The organism is Aliterella sp. E5.1 (assembly GCF_057473825.1).
Genome location: NZ_JBYCCV010000005.1, coordinates 73,254 through 90,198, shown reverse-complemented (window position 1 = coordinate 90,198; position 16,945 = coordinate 73,254). Strand labels below are relative to the sequence as shown.

At 41.9% G+C, this 16,945-nt stretch carries 18 protein-coding genes; 5 read left to right on the top strand and 13 right to left on the bottom strand.

Annotation, left to right across the window (positions count from 1 at the left end; translation table 11 throughout):
• Window positions 1-12 precede the first annotated feature (12 nt).
• The 6 genes from devC to AC2VE5_RS03575 all read right to left on the bottom strand — a co-directional run bounded on the left by devC (window position 13) and on the right by AC2VE5_RS03575 (window position 6,099).
• Complete coding sequence (devC, locus tag AC2VE5_RS03600; protein ID WP_486886410.1) at window positions 13-1,170, bottom strand: ABC transporter permease DevC; 1,158 nt, start codon at window positions 1,168-1,170, stop codon at window positions 13-15.
• Window positions 1,171-1,183: 13 nt separating this feature from the next.
• Window positions 1,184-2,500 (bottom strand): ABC exporter membrane fusion protein, encoded by a 1,317-nt coding sequence (locus AC2VE5_RS03595; protein ID WP_486886409.1) that lies wholly within the window; start codon window positions 2,498-2,500, stop codon window positions 1,184-1,186.
• A gap of 165 nt (window positions 2,501-2,665) precedes the next feature.
• Window positions 2,666-3,280, bottom strand: coding sequence for a DUF1294 domain-containing protein (locus AC2VE5_RS03590; protein WP_486886408.1), 615 nt, complete (start codon window positions 3,278-3,280; stop codon window positions 2,666-2,668).
• Window positions 3,281-3,553: 273 nt separating this feature from the next.
• Complete coding sequence (locus tag AC2VE5_RS03585) at window positions 3,554-3,988, bottom strand: hypothetical protein (protein ID WP_486886407.1); 435 nt, start codon at window positions 3,986-3,988, stop codon at window positions 3,554-3,556.
• Window positions 3,989-3,995: 7 nt separating this feature from the next.
• A complete protein-coding gene (locus tag AC2VE5_RS03580; RefSeq protein ID WP_486886406.1) occupies window positions 3,996-5,291 on the bottom strand; it encodes an AAA family ATPase in 1,296 nt (431 codons plus the stop codon).
• Between the two features lie 73 nt (window positions 5,292-5,364).
• Window positions 5,365-6,099 (bottom strand): phycocyanobilin:ferredoxin oxidoreductase, encoded by a 735-nt coding sequence (locus AC2VE5_RS03575; protein ID WP_486886405.1) that lies wholly within the window; start codon window positions 6,097-6,099, stop codon window positions 5,365-5,367.
• 102 nt (window positions 6,100-6,201) lie between these two features.
• Between AC2VE5_RS03575 and AC2VE5_RS03570 the strand changes: the two genes are divergently transcribed.
• Complete coding sequence (locus AC2VE5_RS03570; RefSeq protein ID WP_486886404.1) at window positions 6,202-6,465, top strand: hypothetical protein; 264 nt, start codon at window positions 6,202-6,204, stop codon at window positions 6,463-6,465.
• On the opposite strand, the gene AC2VE5_RS03565 is transcribed toward AC2VE5_RS03570, so the two are convergent.
• Window positions 6,462-7,061, bottom strand: a complete 600-nt coding sequence (locus AC2VE5_RS03565) for a nucleoside triphosphate pyrophosphatase (protein WP_486886403.1) — start codon at window positions 7,059-7,061, stop codon at window positions 6,462-6,464. The genes AC2VE5_RS03570 and AC2VE5_RS03565 overlap by 4 nt on opposite strands.
• 1 nt (window position 7,062) lies before the next feature.
• Window positions 7,063-7,608: a photosystem II reaction center PsbP gene (gene psbP / locus AC2VE5_RS03560; protein ID WP_486886402.1), complete on the bottom strand. Its 546-nt coding sequence runs from the start codon at window positions 7,606-7,608 to the stop codon at window positions 7,063-7,065.
• Between the two features lie 98 nt (window positions 7,609-7,706).
• Here psbP and AC2VE5_RS03555 point away from each other — a divergent pair, with 98 nt between their 5' ends.
• The gene (locus AC2VE5_RS03555) at window positions 7,707-8,318 is read left to right on the top strand and encodes a hypothetical protein (protein ID WP_486886401.1); all 612 of its coding nucleotides are present in this window, start codon (window positions 7,707-7,709) and stop codon (window positions 8,316-8,318) included.
• A 61-nt stretch (window positions 8,319-8,379) separates the two neighbouring features.
• Window positions 8,380-8,559 (top strand): hypothetical protein, encoded by a 180-nt coding sequence (locus AC2VE5_RS03550; protein WP_486886400.1) that lies wholly within the window; start codon window positions 8,380-8,382, stop codon window positions 8,557-8,559.
• 66 nt (window positions 8,560-8,625) lie between these two features.
• Here AC2VE5_RS03550 and AC2VE5_RS03545 read toward each other — a convergent pair whose 3' ends face one another.
• Entirely contained in the window at window positions 8,626-9,030 is a 405-nt protein-coding gene (locus AC2VE5_RS03545) for a response regulator (RefSeq protein ID WP_486886399.1), read from the bottom strand.
• A gap of 184 nt (window positions 9,031-9,214) precedes the next feature.
• On the opposite strand from AC2VE5_RS03545, the gene AC2VE5_RS03540 reads away from it, so the two are divergent.
• Window positions 9,215-10,381, top strand: coding sequence for a cysteine desulfurase family protein (locus tag AC2VE5_RS03540; RefSeq protein ID WP_486886398.1), 1,167 nt, complete (start codon window positions 9,215-9,217; stop codon window positions 10,379-10,381).
• A 9-nt stretch (window positions 10,382-10,390) separates the two neighbouring features.
• On the opposite strand, the gene AC2VE5_RS03535 is transcribed toward AC2VE5_RS03540, so the two are convergent.
• Window positions 10,391-11,578, bottom strand: a complete 1,188-nt coding sequence (locus AC2VE5_RS03535; protein ID WP_486886397.1) for a glycosyltransferase family 4 protein — start codon at window positions 11,576-11,578, stop codon at window positions 10,391-10,393.
• A gap of 113 nt (window positions 11,579-11,691) precedes the next feature.
• Window positions 11,692-13,308, bottom strand: coding sequence for a DUF2079 domain-containing protein (locus AC2VE5_RS03530; RefSeq protein ID WP_486886396.1), 1,617 nt, complete (start codon window positions 13,306-13,308; stop codon window positions 11,692-11,694).
• A gap of 154 nt (window positions 13,309-13,462) precedes the next feature.
• Between AC2VE5_RS03530 and AC2VE5_RS03525 the strand changes: the two genes are divergently transcribed.
• Window positions 13,463-14,857 carry a TldD/PmbA family protein gene (locus tag AC2VE5_RS03525; protein WP_486886440.1) on the top strand — a complete coding sequence of 465 codons (1,395 nt, stop codon included), beginning with the start codon at window positions 13,463-13,465 and terminating at the stop codon, window positions 14,855-14,857.
• Here the strand turns inward: AC2VE5_RS03525 and coaE are convergent.
• Both coaE and cobA read right to left on the bottom strand, forming a co-directional pair.
• Complete coding sequence (gene coaE / locus AC2VE5_RS03520) at window positions 14,811-15,446, bottom strand: dephospho-CoA kinase (protein WP_486886395.1); 636 nt, start codon at window positions 15,444-15,446, stop codon at window positions 14,811-14,813. The two genes, AC2VE5_RS03525 and coaE, sit on opposite strands and share 47 nt — an antisense overlap.
• Entirely contained in the window at window positions 15,436-16,938 is a 1,503-nt protein-coding gene (gene cobA, locus AC2VE5_RS03515; RefSeq protein ID WP_486886394.1) for a uroporphyrinogen-III C-methyltransferase, read from the bottom strand. The genes coaE and cobA overlap by 11 nt, the downstream gene beginning before the upstream one ends.
• Window positions 16,939-16,945 lie beyond the last annotated feature (7 nt).

Genomic DNA, 16,945 nt, shown 5'->3' with positions numbered 1-16,945 from the left:
AGCTCCTGTTAACTAAAATATATCCGCCGGATCGGCAGCTTGGAGTTTGCGGACGGCGATCGCTCCTGAAACACAACACATAATTATAGTTAAAATTATCACAGTTATTGCTCGTCTTGCTGTCATCACTATGGGTAGCAATGTCGCATTTTTTGCCATAGCGTACTGGAACACTGCCAACCCAAATCCTGGTATATAGCCCAAAATTGCTAAGATTAAAGCTTCTTGAAATACTACAAATAGCAAGTATTTTTGCGTATAGCCCATTGCTTTTAAAGTTGCGTATTCTGGCAAGTGGTCGGAGACTTCACTATAAAGAATTTGGTAAACAATTACCGTTCCCACAATAAAGCCGATAATTGTCCCTAATGTAAAAATAAACCCAATCGGGGTACTACTCGACCAGTAAGCTTTTTCAAAGTCAATGTATTCTTGTTTAGTTAAAATTTTGATATCTTTGGCTAAATAGCTGACTAATTGCTCTTTAACTATGGCTGCATCGGCTCCAGGTTTTAGTTTTATTAACCCGATGTCAATTAATCCGCGCTGCCTTTTATCTGCAAACAAGCGTAAAAAATTGCGATCGCTAGTAATTAGGTTTCCATCTGCTGCAAAAGATGCACCTAATTCAAACATCCCGCCGACTTTAATTCGTCTACCTGCTACTTCGGTTGTAACTACTTTTCCTTGATTAAAATCTGTAACAATTTCGCCGAATTCTGGTCTAGATCCGCGATCGAATAATACTACATCAGGTACTTTAACTAGGTCTAATTTTTCTTCAACTCCAGGTAAAGCAAGTAATCTATCTTTGGGGTTTATACCAATTACTTGAATAGTGCGCAGCTTGCGAGTTTGCGGATTTTTCCAGGCAGTAAAGTCTAAATATATCGGATGCACAGATTTTACAGATTGCACTCCTAATGCTTGATACAAACGCCTTTGGGAAAAGGATTCCATTGACAGTAAAGCATCAGATTGAGGATTAATCAATACAATATCTGCATCCAAACTATCGTGCAGCCGCACATTAGAATTAAATAATGCTTCTCTAAACCCAAGTTGCATAAACATGAGAATATCGGCAAAAGCAATTCCCGATAGAGCAATCAAAAGCCGAGGTTTTTCTCTAGTTAATTGCAGCCATGCTAGAGGAATTTTTTTAAACATTATTTATATAAAATTAAATTTTGATTGCCGCAATAACTTTGGCATTAGTTAAACCAGAAACTTTGCGACTAGATTGAGAATCGAGCTTAATTTTAACTTCAATAACTCTCGCATCTACATCCGCTGATGGATCGTTATCAATTACATTTTGTTTACCAATTAGTCTACCAACTTCTGAAACAGTACCCTTTAGTTCGCCACTAAAAGCGCGATTATCGCTAGTAATAGCAGCTTTTTGTCCAGGACGAATTTTATTAATATCTTCTTCTAGCACTTCCGCAACTACTACCATTGAATCAGTTTTACCCAATTCAAGAATGCCATTATTACTAATAGTTTCTCCGGATCTCGTATGAATTTTCATCACTTCACCAGTTTGGGGCGCAGTAACATAAGTCAAAGCTAATTCTGCTTGTGCTTGCTTTACCCCAGACATCGCGCTATTGACTTCAGCTTGAGCAATCTGCACATCTACTGGGCGAATTTCAGCAATTTTGTTCAAATTTGCTCTTGCTTCATTAATTTGTTGAGCTAAAGTAGCAATTACTCGTTCTCTGTTTGCTCTTGCTTCAATAAGCTGCTGTTGGATTGTTCCTGTTTTTTCTCGGCGGGTGGCTTGGCTTTCGTTGACTTGTTCGGTAGTTGTTACCGCGCTCAATCGTCTTCGTTCTAATTCTTGGGCAGAAATAGCCCCATTTTTATATAAATCTTGATAGCGTTGCAGATCGCTTTGAGCGTTGCGTTGCTCCGCTTCGGTACGCGCTACGGTTGATGTGAGCGTTTCATTTTGTCCTTGGAGTTCGGCTTCCAAACGGGCAATAGTGGCATCGTTAGCTTTAATTTCACCACTTAATTGAGCTTGCAAACGCGCAATTGTTGCTTGTCCAGCTTGGATTTCGCCTATTTGCGCTCCAGCTTTTACTTTAGCTAAATTAGCACGGGCAACTTCTACTTGTTGTTTAGCTCCGTCTAAAGCCGCCCCCGTGCGATTGCGATTGTCTAAAATAGCTATTACTTGTCCGACGTTAACTAATTGCCCTTCTTTGACCAATAATTTATCAACTCGCGCTCCCATCCCTTGAGCCGAGCTTGGGGCAGACACCTTAATCACTTCTCCTTGAGGCTCCAATCGTCCTAGGGCGATCGCCGATTCAATTACAGGTGCAGGGATTGCTACAGACTGTGTTGTGGCTTGCTTTGGCTGCAATCGATTAAAAGCTACAGCCCCAAGAGCGATCGCGGCAGCTATAGCTAAACCTATCCGCCAACGATTTTTGGGTCTTAAATCTGATTCTGCTTTTCGTGTTGGTTGTTCGATCGTTCTAGACATGGCGATCGCTTCTCTATGATTTAAAAACGTTACACCCCAAGTTTAAAAATACAACTTATGCTAAGTATCTGCAACCAAAGGAATTTATTACCGATAAATAGTGCATATTTTTTAGTTTGTCGCGATCGCCTACTAACTAAAACTACTACCCAAGAAACCCTTTGCTCAACGCCTAGCTAGGAAAAACCAATTTAGCCAAAACACCATGTGAGTTGAAACGATCGCCCAGAATGCAACCTGATATGACTTCTTGATGGTTTTGTGACGAAATCTTCTTTGAGCGATAAATTCACCCAGCCATCCGCCCGCCAATTCGCACAGGTGTAGCGTTTGTTCTGGAATCCTCCTGCTCCCTCGCTTTGCACGAGACTTATCGTCAGCGTATAAAGCAAAAGTTATTAGACTCATTACAGGATAGAGAATAAGCGGAAGTAGATTTGAAGTTTTCCCAGCAAAATCAATTGAACCAGCTAAAGGCAGAATTGACAGCAGCAATACTTCCACTACTGGAAAGGAAGATGTAGTACCGCCTAAAGAAAATTTAGAAGCTGGCTTATTTCTTGCTCCTAGAATAAAGGCATTGTCAGCACGAATTTTGCCATCTTTTTCAACTACGGTATGGTAGTAAATTGTGTCGTTTAGTTGTGGACGGCGAGTGGCATCTTTAATTTGCGAGACGTGTAAAAAAACTTCTTGACTGCCATCAGCAGGTTGAATAAAGCCAAAGCCGCGATCGTCCTTCCATTTTATGAGTTGTCCTTGGCGTAGACTATTTTCCATAAAGTAAGTCTGGATGAATAAATGAGGGCGATCGCTATAGATTAAAAACTTTACATCTCACAATTTAGAATGCAACCTGTGCTGATTATCCACAGGCAAAGTAGCCTATTACTGATAAATTAAATATTGCATATTTATTGTTGTTCATCTAATAATATTTTCAAAGCTGCGATTGAAGAACAGAATACAAGCAACTCATTTTTAAATTCGATTGCATTTTGATTGTTTAAGATTACGTTAGCTCCCTAAACAGCGTGCTTCTCAATAGAAGATTTAGCTTATACAATTACTTAAGTCATATTCATCTTGAATATTTTTAATTCGGAAACTAGCATTAAATTTTTTCTTAAACTTACTTTGTAACTGTTGTACATTTGTTGTTTGTTTAGGCACACGGGTAGACACAATAAAACATAACTTCTTTATCTGCTGAGGTGCTGCCGAAAGTAATTCAATAGTTGATTCTATTTGTTTAACGGCATGAGCAATATCGCTTCCCTTTAACTCTACATATATTTCTACTCCATTAGAAGGAATAAGTGCGTAATCGCAACGCAAAGTGTCATTATCACTAATAACGCAGCCATCAACCCTGATCTTTAATATGTTGGCTTGATTCGGGTTTAAAAAAATTATTTTACTCTTGTTCTCTTGCAATACAATCTTTGTGTGAGTTAAATGTTCCTCACACGTCGGAAGACTTTTCATATACGATTTAAACTAAGTTCAAGAGCCTATCAAATTCAATAGCTAAGTCATCAGAAACAGAATCGATCACTTTTGCATCGATCAACCCCGTATCAGGACAAACAATACTACTGCATTTTCCATCCATCAAAACATAGGCTGAGAGATCGGAAATATCTAGGGATTTGTATTTAGATACAATATTTTCTAATTGCTGGTGTATATCTTCACCGGACTCTGCATAAAGAAGACCAGCTTGGAGTAAGTTATTAACTGCTGTTAGAACATATGGACTATGGGTAGTTATGAAAAATTGAAGTTGCTCCTTGCGATAGTTAAATACAGTGGCGATCAATTCAACTACATTACGCTGTGCGCTTGGAAATAAATGCGCTTCTGGCTCCTCTATATAAACTGTCCGTCCAGCACGAGGAGAAGCTAGAAAAGGTAGTGCAGCCAGCATAATTGTAAGAGGCAATGTTTCCTGTTGACCGGAAGATGAGTTTGCAACACTAATACGTCTTCCATCTGCAACCTCTAGAAAATCTTTTCCTTTTTCGTGTATGTGCTTACCACATAAAGACTTCTCTATTAGTCTGTTTATTTCCTCTTGTATACCTTTCTTGTCTTTGTTCTCCGGTCTAACTCTAGAGCTTAAACGCAGACGTTTTATACTTTCATATGTTGAACCAAACTCTCTTAAAAATGGATCTAGGGCATTATTGCTTGAAAGAAAGGAAAAAATGTTATTTTGAAGATTAGCAAAAAACGAGCGCCCAGCAGGAATAAAAAGCTGACTGAAGGTAGCCTCTCGACCTATAGATTTTTCTAAAAAATTTACCAGGTGTTCTCTTAAAACTTGGTGTTCTTTTATTAAGTACAATCTATCAGAGTCATAATCTGTAGGGTTTTTTTCAGATTTTTTATCGGTTGTTTTTTTAAGTAAATTGCGTAGCTCTGTAAGTTGTTTTTTGAATAAATCTGAGTAGCTAAGAGAAATTTTACCTTTAGTATCCTGGTTTTTACTAACTTCTATAAAAACATTGGAAATCTCATACTTAATGAAAAAATCTTGTTTTCCCCAAGAATCTGGAGGAAAGTATTCCTCAAAGGTTTTGGAATAGTTTAAATCTAGATTGCGTTTTGTTTGCTCGTTCTCTACAATCGATAAAATTTCCCATACAAAGCTCTTAAAATAAAAAAGAAGTTTAGCGCAAACACTTTTACCACTCGCTTGAGGTCCAATTAATATATTTACTCGCTTGATCTCAATCTCTAACTCTTTGATACCAGCAAAGTTTTTAACTGTTAATTTTTCAAACATAATTGAAACTTAAGCACAGCAAGGGTTTACATTATATTTTAACATTTAATTTTGACGTTTTAGGTCGCACTTACTAACTATCAGGCAAGTCAAACAAAACTGTAGTCATATAATGTTCTGCCCAATCGCTACCAAAAGCTTTTTCTAGGACTCTGCGGGTTTTATCATTTTGCTGCTGTTTAGTACAGTAATAATGCTGCGCGGCAACAATTTCGGCTCTTTTTTCGCCACTTTGAGGTACTGAAGCGATCGCATTTTGGCAATGAATAGCTAAAAATGCCTCTACTCGCTGCAAAAACATTGCTTCTTCTTCGGGCGAACCTGGGCGGACAAAAATACAAAACTCCGAAAAAATATTTCCCCACTCAGGCAACTCGCGGCTATTACTAAAATCGAGGCTAGGTAAGGCTTTAATTGAGGTGCTGTAGTCAGGTGTAGTTACGCGTTCGGCATTCAGAGGCGATAAATCAGCGATCGCGGCGCTAATTTGTCCCCTGCCTCCTACTAAGTCGCAACCAAACATTGGTAAGGCGTATTCGGGGCGCGGAAACATCACGCAATGCAATATATCAAGCATTGTCCCGACTTTAGCGAGTTCCAAGTGCAGCTTGCGAAACTGGGGAGTTTGGTAGCATAAGTTTTCAATTACTAGCTTTTCCCCTTCTAGCTTCCCTTCTACATAGCCTAACTCCGCAGGTATGGGATAAGGTGACAAATCTAAGTATTTGTGCCAACTAGCTTCAATTACATCGGCTAACTGGCAAATTAAAGGGTGTTGTTGCGATCGCAGTGAAGATTTTGATGACATATCTGTTTTTTAAAATTACGGCACTAAGTAAAGTTATTCAACACTTGTGGCGGTACAGCTTTAAATATCTGTAACATAGAATACAGAAAGAATAAGTTAGTTGTGCAAAAGGAAGAAACGATGCAAGTAAATTACTACCAGCCAAACTTTTGTATTTTACCTGTAGGGCAAATTGACTGGTCAAATAAAACTAGCTGCAACTTAACGCACTCGCCTGATACCTGGGTACACTTACTAAAGTTGCCCAGCGAATATAGTTATGACGAAGCATTGCTACTGTGCGATTTGGGCGAAGACAAGTGGGTGGCATGGGTTCCAAATCATGGAGAAACGGTATTAGATGCCCGTGATTTTTATCCTACCTAAGTAGCTTGCCAAAAATCCGTCACATCATAATCTAACTGTTCTAGCATTTGCCGCAGTAAGGGCATACTCAAGCCAATAACATTAGTATGGCAGCCAACAATTTTGTCTATAAACAAGCTGCCATAACCTTCCAAAGCAAAAGCCCCGGCACATTTGAGCGGTTCGCCCGTAGCTACATATTTGGCAATTACGTGATCGCTTATTTGAGCAAAATGCACTTGCGTCATTTGCGGGCGGCTAATCGTCCGATTTTGTGCTAAGTCAATCAAAGCATGACCCGTATAGAGTTCGCCGACTTTACCACGCATTTTTTGCCACCGGGCGATCGCTTCAGACGGGTTTGCGGGTTTCCCGTGAATCTCGTCGTCTACTAGCAATACTGAATCGCAACCCAAAATCAAAGCCGACTCAAATTGTCCCGCAACTCTTTCGGCTTTGCACTTGGCAAGAATTTCTACCAATTGACGCGGATCGCTTCTTTGAATTTGCGACTCATCAAAATTGCTTACACTTACTACGGGGTCAATTCCAGCAATTTGCAGCAAGCGGCGACGGGCGGGAGAAGCGGAAGCAAGTACAAACTGGGGTAAACGCATACTAATAAACTAAGAAAGAATCAACAATCGATTCAAACTGGTTTTTAACTTTTTGCCAACGTCTTTCGGGCGCAGAAGCGTTGAAAGTATAAAGTTTGCCGCGACTAACAGCGACACTAGCTAAATTATGGCGTTCTTGTTGATTGGGGAGTTTGACAGCGTACTCCAAAAGGTAGTATTTTTTGCCTTTTACCTCCCGCGAAGCTGCGTTGACAAGTTCCGCCTCACGCCCAGAATCAGGAGGTGCGATCGCGCTTTTACTCAATTTGTAGCCAACTTCGCTTGGAGTTCCAAGTTCTGCTAGGGTTTTACCATCTGCAACTGGGCTTACTACTACAGATACATTTTCGCTAATTTCAATCAAATCGTGGAAAACAACATCTGCACCATTAGAAACTTTTACTGGCAACCAGCCGTTGGGATACAAAAACTCGTAGCCACGGACAGCATCTACATAGCTTTTGAGTCCTGCCCCGGCGGTGGCACAACTTGTTAAATTAAAAGTAACTGCTATAACTAGCAAAAAAGCGGCAATTTTTTTCAACATTTGGAATAGGATTTTGGGCTTACACGCCAACAGGCGTATTTTAATTGCCTCATTAGTATAAAGAACTGTGCGATCGCATTTGTCAATCAAAAATACCTATGCTATCAAGTACCGAATTACGCTGGTTTTATCCTGGCAAGTTGCCGGAAGCAGTTTCTGCCTGGTTTAGGGCAGAATATTTAGGTAAGGTTTTAGAACCACCAGAAAAGCGTGAAGATATTTACCTTTATATAGCCTCAGATTGCGACTATATGGGTATAAAACTGCGTCAAGGGCGATTAGAAATTAAATGGCGCAAAGCTGAACTCGGTATAGTAAGTATTGCGCCAAAAGTAGAGGGTAAGTTGGAAGCGTGGGATAAATGGATTTGTGAAGACTCGACAGCTAAGAACTTTCAACTCCAAAGTGTCATCGATAAATCCCATTGGGTGAAAGTTTCTAAGGTACGACAACAGCACAAGTATCAAGTTTTAGAGCAAATGGTGCAAGATGTGCCGCTTAATGCCACCCTTGACCAAGGATGTAATGTAGAACTAACTCACCTTAGTATTGGTAGCAATGATTGGTGGAGTATTGCTTTAGAAGCTTTTGGTGCATCTACAGATAATTTGCATGTTGTCGCTAATAAAGTTTTTCAACACTACAATGCGTCTTCTTTACAGGCTAAAGATTCTTTTGCTTATCCAAGGTGGCTAACTACTGCTATTTAAGTAGGCAGCAAACCGCAAACAGCTTATAAAATGAGGATATTAATTACTGGAAATAAACGCAATGGATACCCAAACCCTGATTGAGAGAGTTGCTTTAGTTAGAACCAAGCGCGAAGAATTGCTAACTTTACTAGAACAGCCAAATTTGGGCAGCCTGAGAATTGATGTCAATCAAGCTTTAGAGGAAATGGACGACTTGCTTGATGAGTTTAAGCGGACTTTTCCTGGAGAAGCTTACTAAAAATTTCACGCTGACAGTTACTTAATCTAACTACTCAGCGTGATTTTTTTTGATTATGCACTTCATCTAATTATTTTCTGTTTTTTTGCCTACTTCTCTAACTAATTTGACTAGCTCTAAAGTAGGGGTGTCTTTTTTGCAAAAAGCATCGAGAGAACTAATATTGCTTGTTTCCAGAAATTTGGGATTTTCTAAAGAAGAATAAGCAATAATTTGAATAGATGAATCTATATTCTTGATCCGGCTAGAAGCACTCCAGCCATCCATTACAGGCATTTGCAAATCGAGAACAATGACGTTGGGGTGGTAGCGTTCTACCATTTCTATCGCTTCTTGTCCGTTGCTGGCAACACCGACTAGCTCGATATTTTCTTGCCCGCTAAGAGCTAATTTGAGACTAAAACGAGTTAGTTCGTGATCGTCAACTACAAGAACGCGCAATGTATAGGGGCGACAAGACAACATTAACATCCGGATAAACTAAAAATGATTAATTACTTATTTTTTTTACAGTTTAGATTATCGTTGTTTTAACCGTATCTATCCTCTGGTTGAATGATCTATATCGCTTGGTTGAGATAATGGACTTCAAGTCATAGGGCTTGAATAAAGAAGCATACTGGCGATCGCACTTTGTTAAAATAAAGCAAAAACTTTGAATACTCGTCCTATTTATTTAGATTGTCACGCCACAACACCTGTTGACGAACGGGTATTAGCTGCCATGCTGCCCTACTTTACAGAGTATTTTGGTAACCCATCAAGTAGCGGTCACATTTACGGCTGGGAAGCGGAAGCTGGGGTTAAACAAGCAAGAAATACCTTAGCTGGTGCTATTGGCGCGTCGCCAGAAGAAATAGTATTTACAAGTGGGGCAACAGAAGCAAATAATTTAGCCATTAAGGGGATTGCCGAAGCTTATTTTAGTAAGGGGCGGCATATCATTACCTTACGAACCGAGCATAGCGCCGTACTAGATCCTTGCAATTACTTACGAAGTCTTGGGTTTGAAATTACTATTTTGCCCGTGCAGCCAGACGGACTAATCGATCTCAACGTTCTCCAGCAAGCTTTGCGTCCAGAGACGATTTTAGTATCGGTAATGGCAGCTAATAATGAAATTGGCGTTTGGCAGCCATTGGCAGAAATTGGCGCAATTTGTCGCGCGGCGGGGGTTTTGCTGCATACAGATGCGGCGCAGGCGATCGGTAAAATACCTCTAAATGTAGAGGAAATGAACATTGACTTGCTATCAATGACGGCTCATAAAGTCTACGGAGCGAAAGGTATAGGTGCTTTGTACGTCCGGCGGCGCAACCCTAGAGTTCAGATCTCGGCGCAGTTACATGGAGGCGGACACGAGCGTTCTAGGCGATCGGGGACGTTGTATCCGCCGCAGATTGTCGGATTTGCTAAAGCTGTAGAAATTGCTCTAGCCGAAATGGAAACAGAGTCTAAACGTTTGACGGATTTAAGACAAAACTTATGGCAACAGCTAAGTAAGTTAGAAGGAATCCATCTCAACGGTCATCCCACCCAACGATTACCAGGCAACTTAAATATTAGTGTAGAAGGTGTAGATGGAGCAGCTTTGCTGTTAGGGTTGCAGCCAGTAATGGCAGTTTCCTCCGGTGCTGCTTGCTCTAGTACAACCATGGCTCCATCTCATGTTTTGACGGCGCTTGGACACTCAGAAAAATTAGCTTATGCCTCGGTAAGGTTTGGGATGGGCCGTTTTACTACCACTTCAGAAATTGAGCAAGTAGCTCAACACGTAACTGCGACTATTTCTAGTCTGCGGCGGCAAACTTCCCCTGTTTAGCTGAAAATTTTACCAAGCAACTTGCGATTTTTCTTGCAACACGCGATCGTAGACGTTAACTGTCTGCTGCGCGAGTTTGTTCCAGCTAAAACGTTTCTCCAAGTCTTGATAAGCATTATCTATCAACCACTGCCCATAACCAGGATTTTTTAATACTTGCAATATTCCCCAAGCTAAAGAATCCGCATTGCCTGTATAAGTAACTACACCTGTCTTTGTATGCTGTACGACTTCCGGTAAACCTCCCGTATCAGAAACCACCACCGGGACGCGGGCAGCAAAACTTTCCAGTGCTACAATCCCAAAGGGTTCGTACAAACTCGGAAAAACCGCGCAATCAGCTACAGTTTGGAATTTGTCTAGGGCTTCATCAGACATGAAACCTGTGAAATAAAACTTGTCCCAAACGCCTAAATCCCAAGCTTGGCGTTTTAAGTTATCAGTGTTTCCGCCACCAATAATTACAAATTTGACATAACCACCCATTTCAGCAGCGATTTTGGGAGCGGCGTTTATCAACACCGAAATGCCTTTTTCATGAGTCATGCGCCCGACATAGTAGACTATTTTTTCGCGATCGCTGGCAAAGTAACGGCGAAAATTCCAAAAGTCGAAATCTGTTTGATGCTGCTTTTTTTCGGCTCTAATCCCGTTATAAATCACATCTACTTTGTCCCCAAAACTCTGCAAGGCTCTTTCTACCTCATGGCGCATATATTCAGTACAAACAATTACCCGCCAAGCATTGTAAGCGAGCAACCTTTCTTTGCCGCAAATGTAATAATGGTCGGCATTGTAAAGCCCATTGTAGCGCCCAAATTCTGTCGCGTGAATAGTAGCAATTAGTGGCACTTTAAAATTGTGTTTGAGCGAAATCGCCGCATCGCCAACTAGCCAATCGTGAGCGTGAATTAGATCGAAAGCACCTTCTTCTAGCATCAATTTAGCGCCATGACTGCCCATGCTCTCGTTTAAATTGACTATCCAGTGGAAAAAGTCGTTACTTGCCGCAACGCTGACGCGATGTACCTTCACTCCGTCAACTACTTCGTACATTGGCGCTGCGCCAAATTCTACGGTAATTAAGTGAACATCATGTCCTAACTTGACAATTTCTGGATACAACTCAGCTACGTGGCGGGCAATTCCGCCCACAATTCGCGGTGGAAACTCCCAAGTCAGTACCAAAATCTTCATCGACCAAAAACCTGTAAATACTTCTAAATATATATTGATTTAAAGCGATAAGAACAAGAACTTAAGTATGTATAATTACTGAATTTTTTTTAGGCTTTAATTAATACTAAAGCTTAGGACCCAACGATCGCCTTGAGTTGGTTTTGGTAGGCAACCCATGCAGCCGTAGCCCTTTCGGAAGCTAAAACGCCTTTTTTTAGCAATACTACACCCTCAGCAAAATCAATAATTCCGTATTGGCGATTGTTGCCAAGTTGGTCGATTAGCTTAACACTATCTAAGAGTAACTGGCGATCGCCTTTAAAAGCCGCTTGATACTGTTGCAATTGCCAAAGATCGGCGATCGCATAATCTACGCTAATAACTTCCCGCGCATCGTTACGCAATTGCAGCGCCGGAAACCTAAGAATTTCGCGGCGGCTAGAAAGGTGAGGCACAAGATAAGTCGTTGCCGATACACTAGCGTCAGTAGGAATTTGCGCCAGTAGACGACGCACTTGGGAGACATGATGCCACTGCTGAGGCAAAGACACGTATACCAAAGGTTGAATTGAATCGGGAATCAGAAAGTAAAAAGTTCGACTAGGGTTTGATGTCAGCGTAAATATTAAGGATAAACAAATACAAGCAGTCCAAAAACGCTGAAATGACGGCTTAAATTGTTTGGGGTGACGAGCGTACCAAAGGATTGTGCCGTAAAATATTCCCGGAACGACCGTCAAAGCATAGCGAATTGTAATTGCTAACCTTGATTCTCCTTGCTGTAAGAATATTTGCAGCAAAGGAAACCCCGCCACTAGCCAAGCTGCGCCCGAAATAGCAGGTACAAAAGCTAAAGGCAGCCAATGACCAAGTAAATATTTAACTTTGGTTGCAAAGGGTGAAAATAACTGGATTATCAATTGTCCAGGTTTACTGACAATTGCCCAAATAATATCTAAAGTAGTCGCTTCTTCTTTGTCGGTAAAGTGTCCAAAGCGTTCGATCATAAAACGCCGCGAAATATCATCAGAAAATAACGGCATGATCGCATTAGTCAGCACCAGCATATACCCCAAGCTAACAGTACAAACAGCTAAACCAAGCCGGGGGTAGCGTTTACTTGCAATTAAATAAAAGCCAATACTAAATAGCACTACTCCGCTATCTTCGCGCACAGCTAAAATTAACACTGCAAGTAGCCAAAATAACCGCCATTTGCGCTTTTCCATTGCCAGCAGCAACCCAAATACAAATAAGGGAATCTGACTTAGATCGTGAAAATTGGTCAGAGTAGGACCAATTACAGCATTAGCCGCATAAAAGCTGATAGAAATCATTGCAGCTAAGGGCGCTTCTAAATAGTGCCTTGCCAAAGCATAGAGAACTAACCCCGCCGCCGTAACTAAAATTACTTGTAAAATCGATAAACTAGCTGGAGAAGGAAATAAATAGTAAAGCGGTAGCCAAAGTAGTAAAGCGGGGGTAAAGTGTTGCCCCAAACGGTGATAAAACACCTCTGGAACTTTGCCATTGTGGACGACATTGGTAGAAAGGCTAGAAGAAAGCGAACTTTGAAACATTCGCCCGTGAGTGCCGTTCCAAAATACCTGATTAAAAATACCTTGATCGAAAGAGGCGTAAAAGGTGTAGTAGCGATGGAGGATAAATATCAGACAACAAACAAAAAAAATACTTGCTACTTTAGCAACCAACCATAAACTCGGCTGTTGCCGTAATTTGAATAACATTACTTACTCCCAACCTTGATAACTTTGGAAAGCGAGTTTAATTTTATCAGCCTTGGAGAACGAGCAGAAAATCAAGATTTTGCGTTTTTAGTGGCAACTGCTGCCGGATTCATTGCAAAATAGAGTCAGTTTACTATTTTTGGCTACTTTTTATATGCCGATCGCGGTTGTTGATGCCCAAAACTTGCTTGCCGACTTAATCGCCCGCTATCGCTCTAAAGTAGATTATTTGGCTATTCGCTTAGAAGAAGCCGAGGGTACAGATATTCTACGGCGTGGTGACAAAATAGAAACCCTCAGTGAAGGCTTATCAATTGGCGGGCAAATTCGCGCTTGTTATAAGGGCGGCTGGGGATTGAGTAGCTTTAACGAGCTTTCTACTATTGAAGCCCGGATCGAAGAAGCCGTAACCGCCGCCCGAATTGTTGGCGACTCAGAAACCCTATTAGCCCAGATCGAACCCTACCAAGATATTTGTTTTGTGCCACTAACTGGAACCGATCCGCGCCATGTTTCCTTAGCGGCAAAAAAAGAATTATGTGATCGCTATGGCGAAATCCTCAAAAGTGTAAACCAAATTACGACTACTTCTGTCCGCTACGGCGACACCGTGCAAAGAGTAGTTTTAGCAACATCGGAAGGCACATTAATCGAGCAATCATGGGTAGATATGGAAATGCGCTTTGCGGCTACGGCTCGTAATGGCGATACCGTACAAACCGGGCGCGAAACTATCGGTTCCCGCAAAGCCTACGAAGACTTGACTAATTTAGAATCGCAAGTTTTTAGCGCGGCGACTAGAGCCGTGGCAGCGCTATCTTTGCCCGCAGTTAAAGGTAATACTTACACGGTAGTTATCGATCCAATTTTGACAGGGTTGTTTGTCCATGAAGCTTTTGGTCATCTTTCGGAGGCTGATATGGCTTACGAAAACCCCGATTTGCTCGAAGTTATGAGCTTTGGGCGGCGTTTTGGCTCCAAAGAACTACAAATATTTGATGGTGCGGCTCCTCCAGGGCATCGCGGCAGCTATTTTTATGACGATGAAGGCACTCCCGCCACTACAACGCAATTAATTAAAGATGGTGTATTGGTTGGTAGGTTGCATTCGCGGGAGACGGCGGGGAAGTTGGGCGAAGCACCCACAGGTAATGCGCGGTGTTTGAACTACCATTACGCGCCAATTGTCCGCATGACTAATACTTGGATTGAACGGGGTAAAACCCCTGTAGCTGATTTGTTTAGCGGTATCACTGAGGGCGTTTATGCCAGCAATTGGTTGGGCGGAATGACTAATGGCGAAATGTTTACCTTCAGCGCTGGGGAAGCGTGGATGATTCGTAATGGCAAAATAGCTGAGCCAGTAAGAGATGTTACTTTGTCAGGGAATGTGTTTCAAACTTTGGCAGATATTGAAGGGATAGGCGATGATTTTTATTGGGATGAATCTGGCGGCTGTGGCAAAGGCGGACAAAATGGGCTACCTGTCGGTTGTGGTGGTCCTAGTTTGCGGATTCGGGACGTGGTGATTGGTGGGGAGATGGATTAAGCATTGCTGCGTCTACTTGCTCCCATAGGGATTCTAGGCTATGGGAGTTGTCTAAAACTAGGTCAGCGCGATCGCATTTTTCCTTTAGCGGCATTTGGCTGCTAATTCGAGCTTGGGCGGCTTCTACTGTTAAGCCTCCGCGCTGCATCAACCTTGCTAGTTGCTGAGTTTCATTGCAATATACTACCCAGATTTCGGTAACTAAATCGGTCATCTGCGCTTCAAAAAGTAAAGGTACAACTATTACTATCGAGGCAGCAATGGAGTTATTTATTTCCCGCACAAAAGCATCGCGCACAAGAGGATGAATCTGTTTTTCTAACCATTGACGCTCATCGGCATCCTTGAAAATAATCTTTCCTAACTGCTGCCGATTTAAACTGCCATCAGCCAATAATATATTTGCACCGTAACGAGAAGCGATCGCATTTATTGCCTTAGCACCAACTTTTACCGCGTCTCTAGCATAAATATCCGCGTCCAAAATTGGTAACTTGTAAGTTGTCTCTAGATACTTAGCAACGGTGCTTTTGCCTGTACTAATGCCTCCAGTTAAGCCAATGAGGCGGCGATTAATTTTATTTTTCATCTGCCCATTGGACAATTGCTTGAGTTAATCCTTCTAGAGTATATTCTGTTGCTTCTACATCTACTCTTTCTAGCAATTGCTGACAAGTTTTTGAAGTCTGCGGACCAATAGACGCAATACAAATTCTGTCTAAACTCGCCCCTCCGCAAGCTGTGAGCAGTTGATGGAAGCATTTGACAGTTTTTGAACTAGCAAAGGTTATTACATCTATAGCGCCTTGTTGGATGGCTTCTAGAGCAATGGGCTCGAAAGATTCTGGACACTTAGACTGATAAGCTGCTACTTCTACTACTTCCGCACCTTGGGCGCTCAACTGTTGAACCAAAACTTCCCGTCCCCCGCTTTCTACTCTAGGAAACAGCACTTTTTTAGCCTTTAATGGTTCGGGGAAATGACTTGCGATCGCATCGGCGACAAATTCCGGCGGTATAAAATCGGGCTGTAAACCATATTGCTGCAAAATTTGGGCAGTTTTTTCACCGACTACAGCAATTTTTACCCCAGCCAAAGCCCGCGCATCTCTGTTTTGATTTGCCAAGCGCTTGAAGAAATACTCTACAGCGTTAGCCGAAGTAAGAATCAACCAATCGTATTCTAATAAATGCGCGATCGCCTCGTCTAAGGCTTCCCAATTTGTTGGCGGAACAATTGCAATTGCTGGCATTTCGATGACTGTTGCGCCTTGTTGCTGTAGTAAGTTGCTAAATTGGCTTGATTGTCCAACTGAGCGCGTTATTAAAATTGTTTTTCCCGCTAGAGGTAGCGGTGGCGGTTGGAGATAGGTGCGTAACTTGACTACTTCGCCAATGATCATGACTACCGGAGTTAGGGAAATTTCTTGCGTTTGGGCGACAATATGGGCTAAATCGCTTGTCCATACTCTTTGCTGAGGAGAACTTACCCACCGTGCGATCGCAATTGGTGTATTTAACGATCTTCCATGTCTTGCTAATTGAGCAACAATTTCTGCTAAATGTTGCCCTCCCATTAAAACTACCAGGGTATCAATGCGTGCCAAAGCTTCCCAGTCTAATTCGTCTGGTTCGTGAGCCGTAAACACGGCAAAACAGCGACTAATTGCGGGATCGGTGAGGGGAATGCCTAGTAGTAAAGGAGCCGCCAAAGCGGAAGATATGCCCGGTACTACTTCAAAATTGCAATTAGCGGCTTTCAACGCCGTTATTTCGGCAGTGCAACGCCCAAAAACAAACGGATCGCCGCTTTTGAGCCTTACTACTTGTTTGCCAAGTTGACAATGCTCTACTAATAACTGATTAATTTCTATTTGCGGCGTACTAATTTTGCCGCCGCGTTTGCCAACATCAATTTTGTGGCATTCAGGCGCAACTTGCTGCAACAACTGACTATCTACCAAGGCATCGTAAACTAGCACTTGGGCTTGCTCTAGTAGGTGCTGCGCTCGAATAGTCAGATAATCCGAATTTCCAGGTCCCGCGCCTACTAGGTAAACTTTGCCCCTCCCTTCAGCCATAAGAGAC

Excerpts from the sequence above, each read along its gene's own strand:
- devC (WP_486886410.1), bottom strand. The coding sequence starts at position 1,170 with ATGTTTAAAAAAATTCCTCTAGCATGGCTGCAATTAACTAGAGAAAAA.
- AC2VE5_RS03595 (WP_486886409.1), bottom strand. The coding sequence starts at position 2,500 with ATGTCTAGAACGATCGAACAACCAACACGAAAAGCAGAATCAGATTTA.
- AC2VE5_RS03590 (WP_486886408.1), bottom strand. The coding sequence starts at position 3,280 with ATGGAAAATAGTCTACGCCAAGGACAACTCATAAAATGGAAGGACGAT.
- AC2VE5_RS03585 (WP_486886407.1), bottom strand. The coding sequence starts at position 3,988 with ATGAAAAGTCTTCCGACGTGTGAGGAACATTTAACTCACACAAAGATT.
- AC2VE5_RS03580 (WP_486886406.1), bottom strand. The coding sequence starts at position 5,291 with ATGTTTGAAAAATTAACAGTTAAAAACTTTGCTGGTATCAAAGAGTTA.
- AC2VE5_RS03575 (WP_486886405.1), bottom strand. The coding sequence starts at position 6,099 with ATGTCATCAAAATCTTCACTGCGATCGCAACAACACCCTTTAATTTGC.
- AC2VE5_RS03565 (WP_486886403.1), bottom strand. The coding sequence starts at position 7,061 with ATGCGTTTACCCCAGTTTGTACTTGCTTCCGCTTCTCCCGCCCGTCGC.
- psbP (WP_486886402.1), bottom strand. The coding sequence starts at position 7,608 with ATGTTGAAAAAAATTGCCGCTTTTTTGCTAGTTATAGCAGTTACTTTT.
- AC2VE5_RS03555 (WP_486886401.1), top strand. The coding sequence starts at position 7,707 with ATGCTATCAAGTACCGAATTACGCTGGTTTTATCCTGGCAAGTTGCCG.
- AC2VE5_RS03550 (WP_486886400.1), top strand. The coding sequence starts at position 8,380 with ATGGATACCCAAACCCTGATTGAGAGAGTTGCTTTAGTTAGAACCAAG.
- AC2VE5_RS03545 (WP_486886399.1), bottom strand. The coding sequence starts at position 9,030 with ATGTTAATGTTGTCTTGTCGCCCCTATACATTGCGCGTTCTTGTAGTT.
- AC2VE5_RS03535 (WP_486886397.1), bottom strand. The coding sequence starts at position 11,578 with ATGAAGATTTTGGTACTGACTTGGGAGTTTCCACCGCGAATTGTGGGC.
- AC2VE5_RS03530 (WP_486886396.1), bottom strand. The coding sequence starts at position 13,308 with ATGTTATTCAAATTACGGCAACAGCCGAGTTTATGGTTGGTTGCTAAA.
- AC2VE5_RS03525 (WP_486886440.1), top strand. The coding sequence starts at position 13,463 with ATGCCGATCGCGGTTGTTGATGCCCAAAACTTGCTTGCCGACTTAATC.
- coaE (WP_486886395.1), bottom strand. The coding sequence starts at position 15,446 with ATGAAAAATAAAATTAATCGCCGCCTCATTGGCTTAACTGGAGGCATT.
- cobA (WP_486886394.1), bottom strand. The coding sequence starts at position 16,938 with ATGGCTGAAGGGAGGGGCAAAGTTTACCTAGTAGGCGCGGGACCTGGA.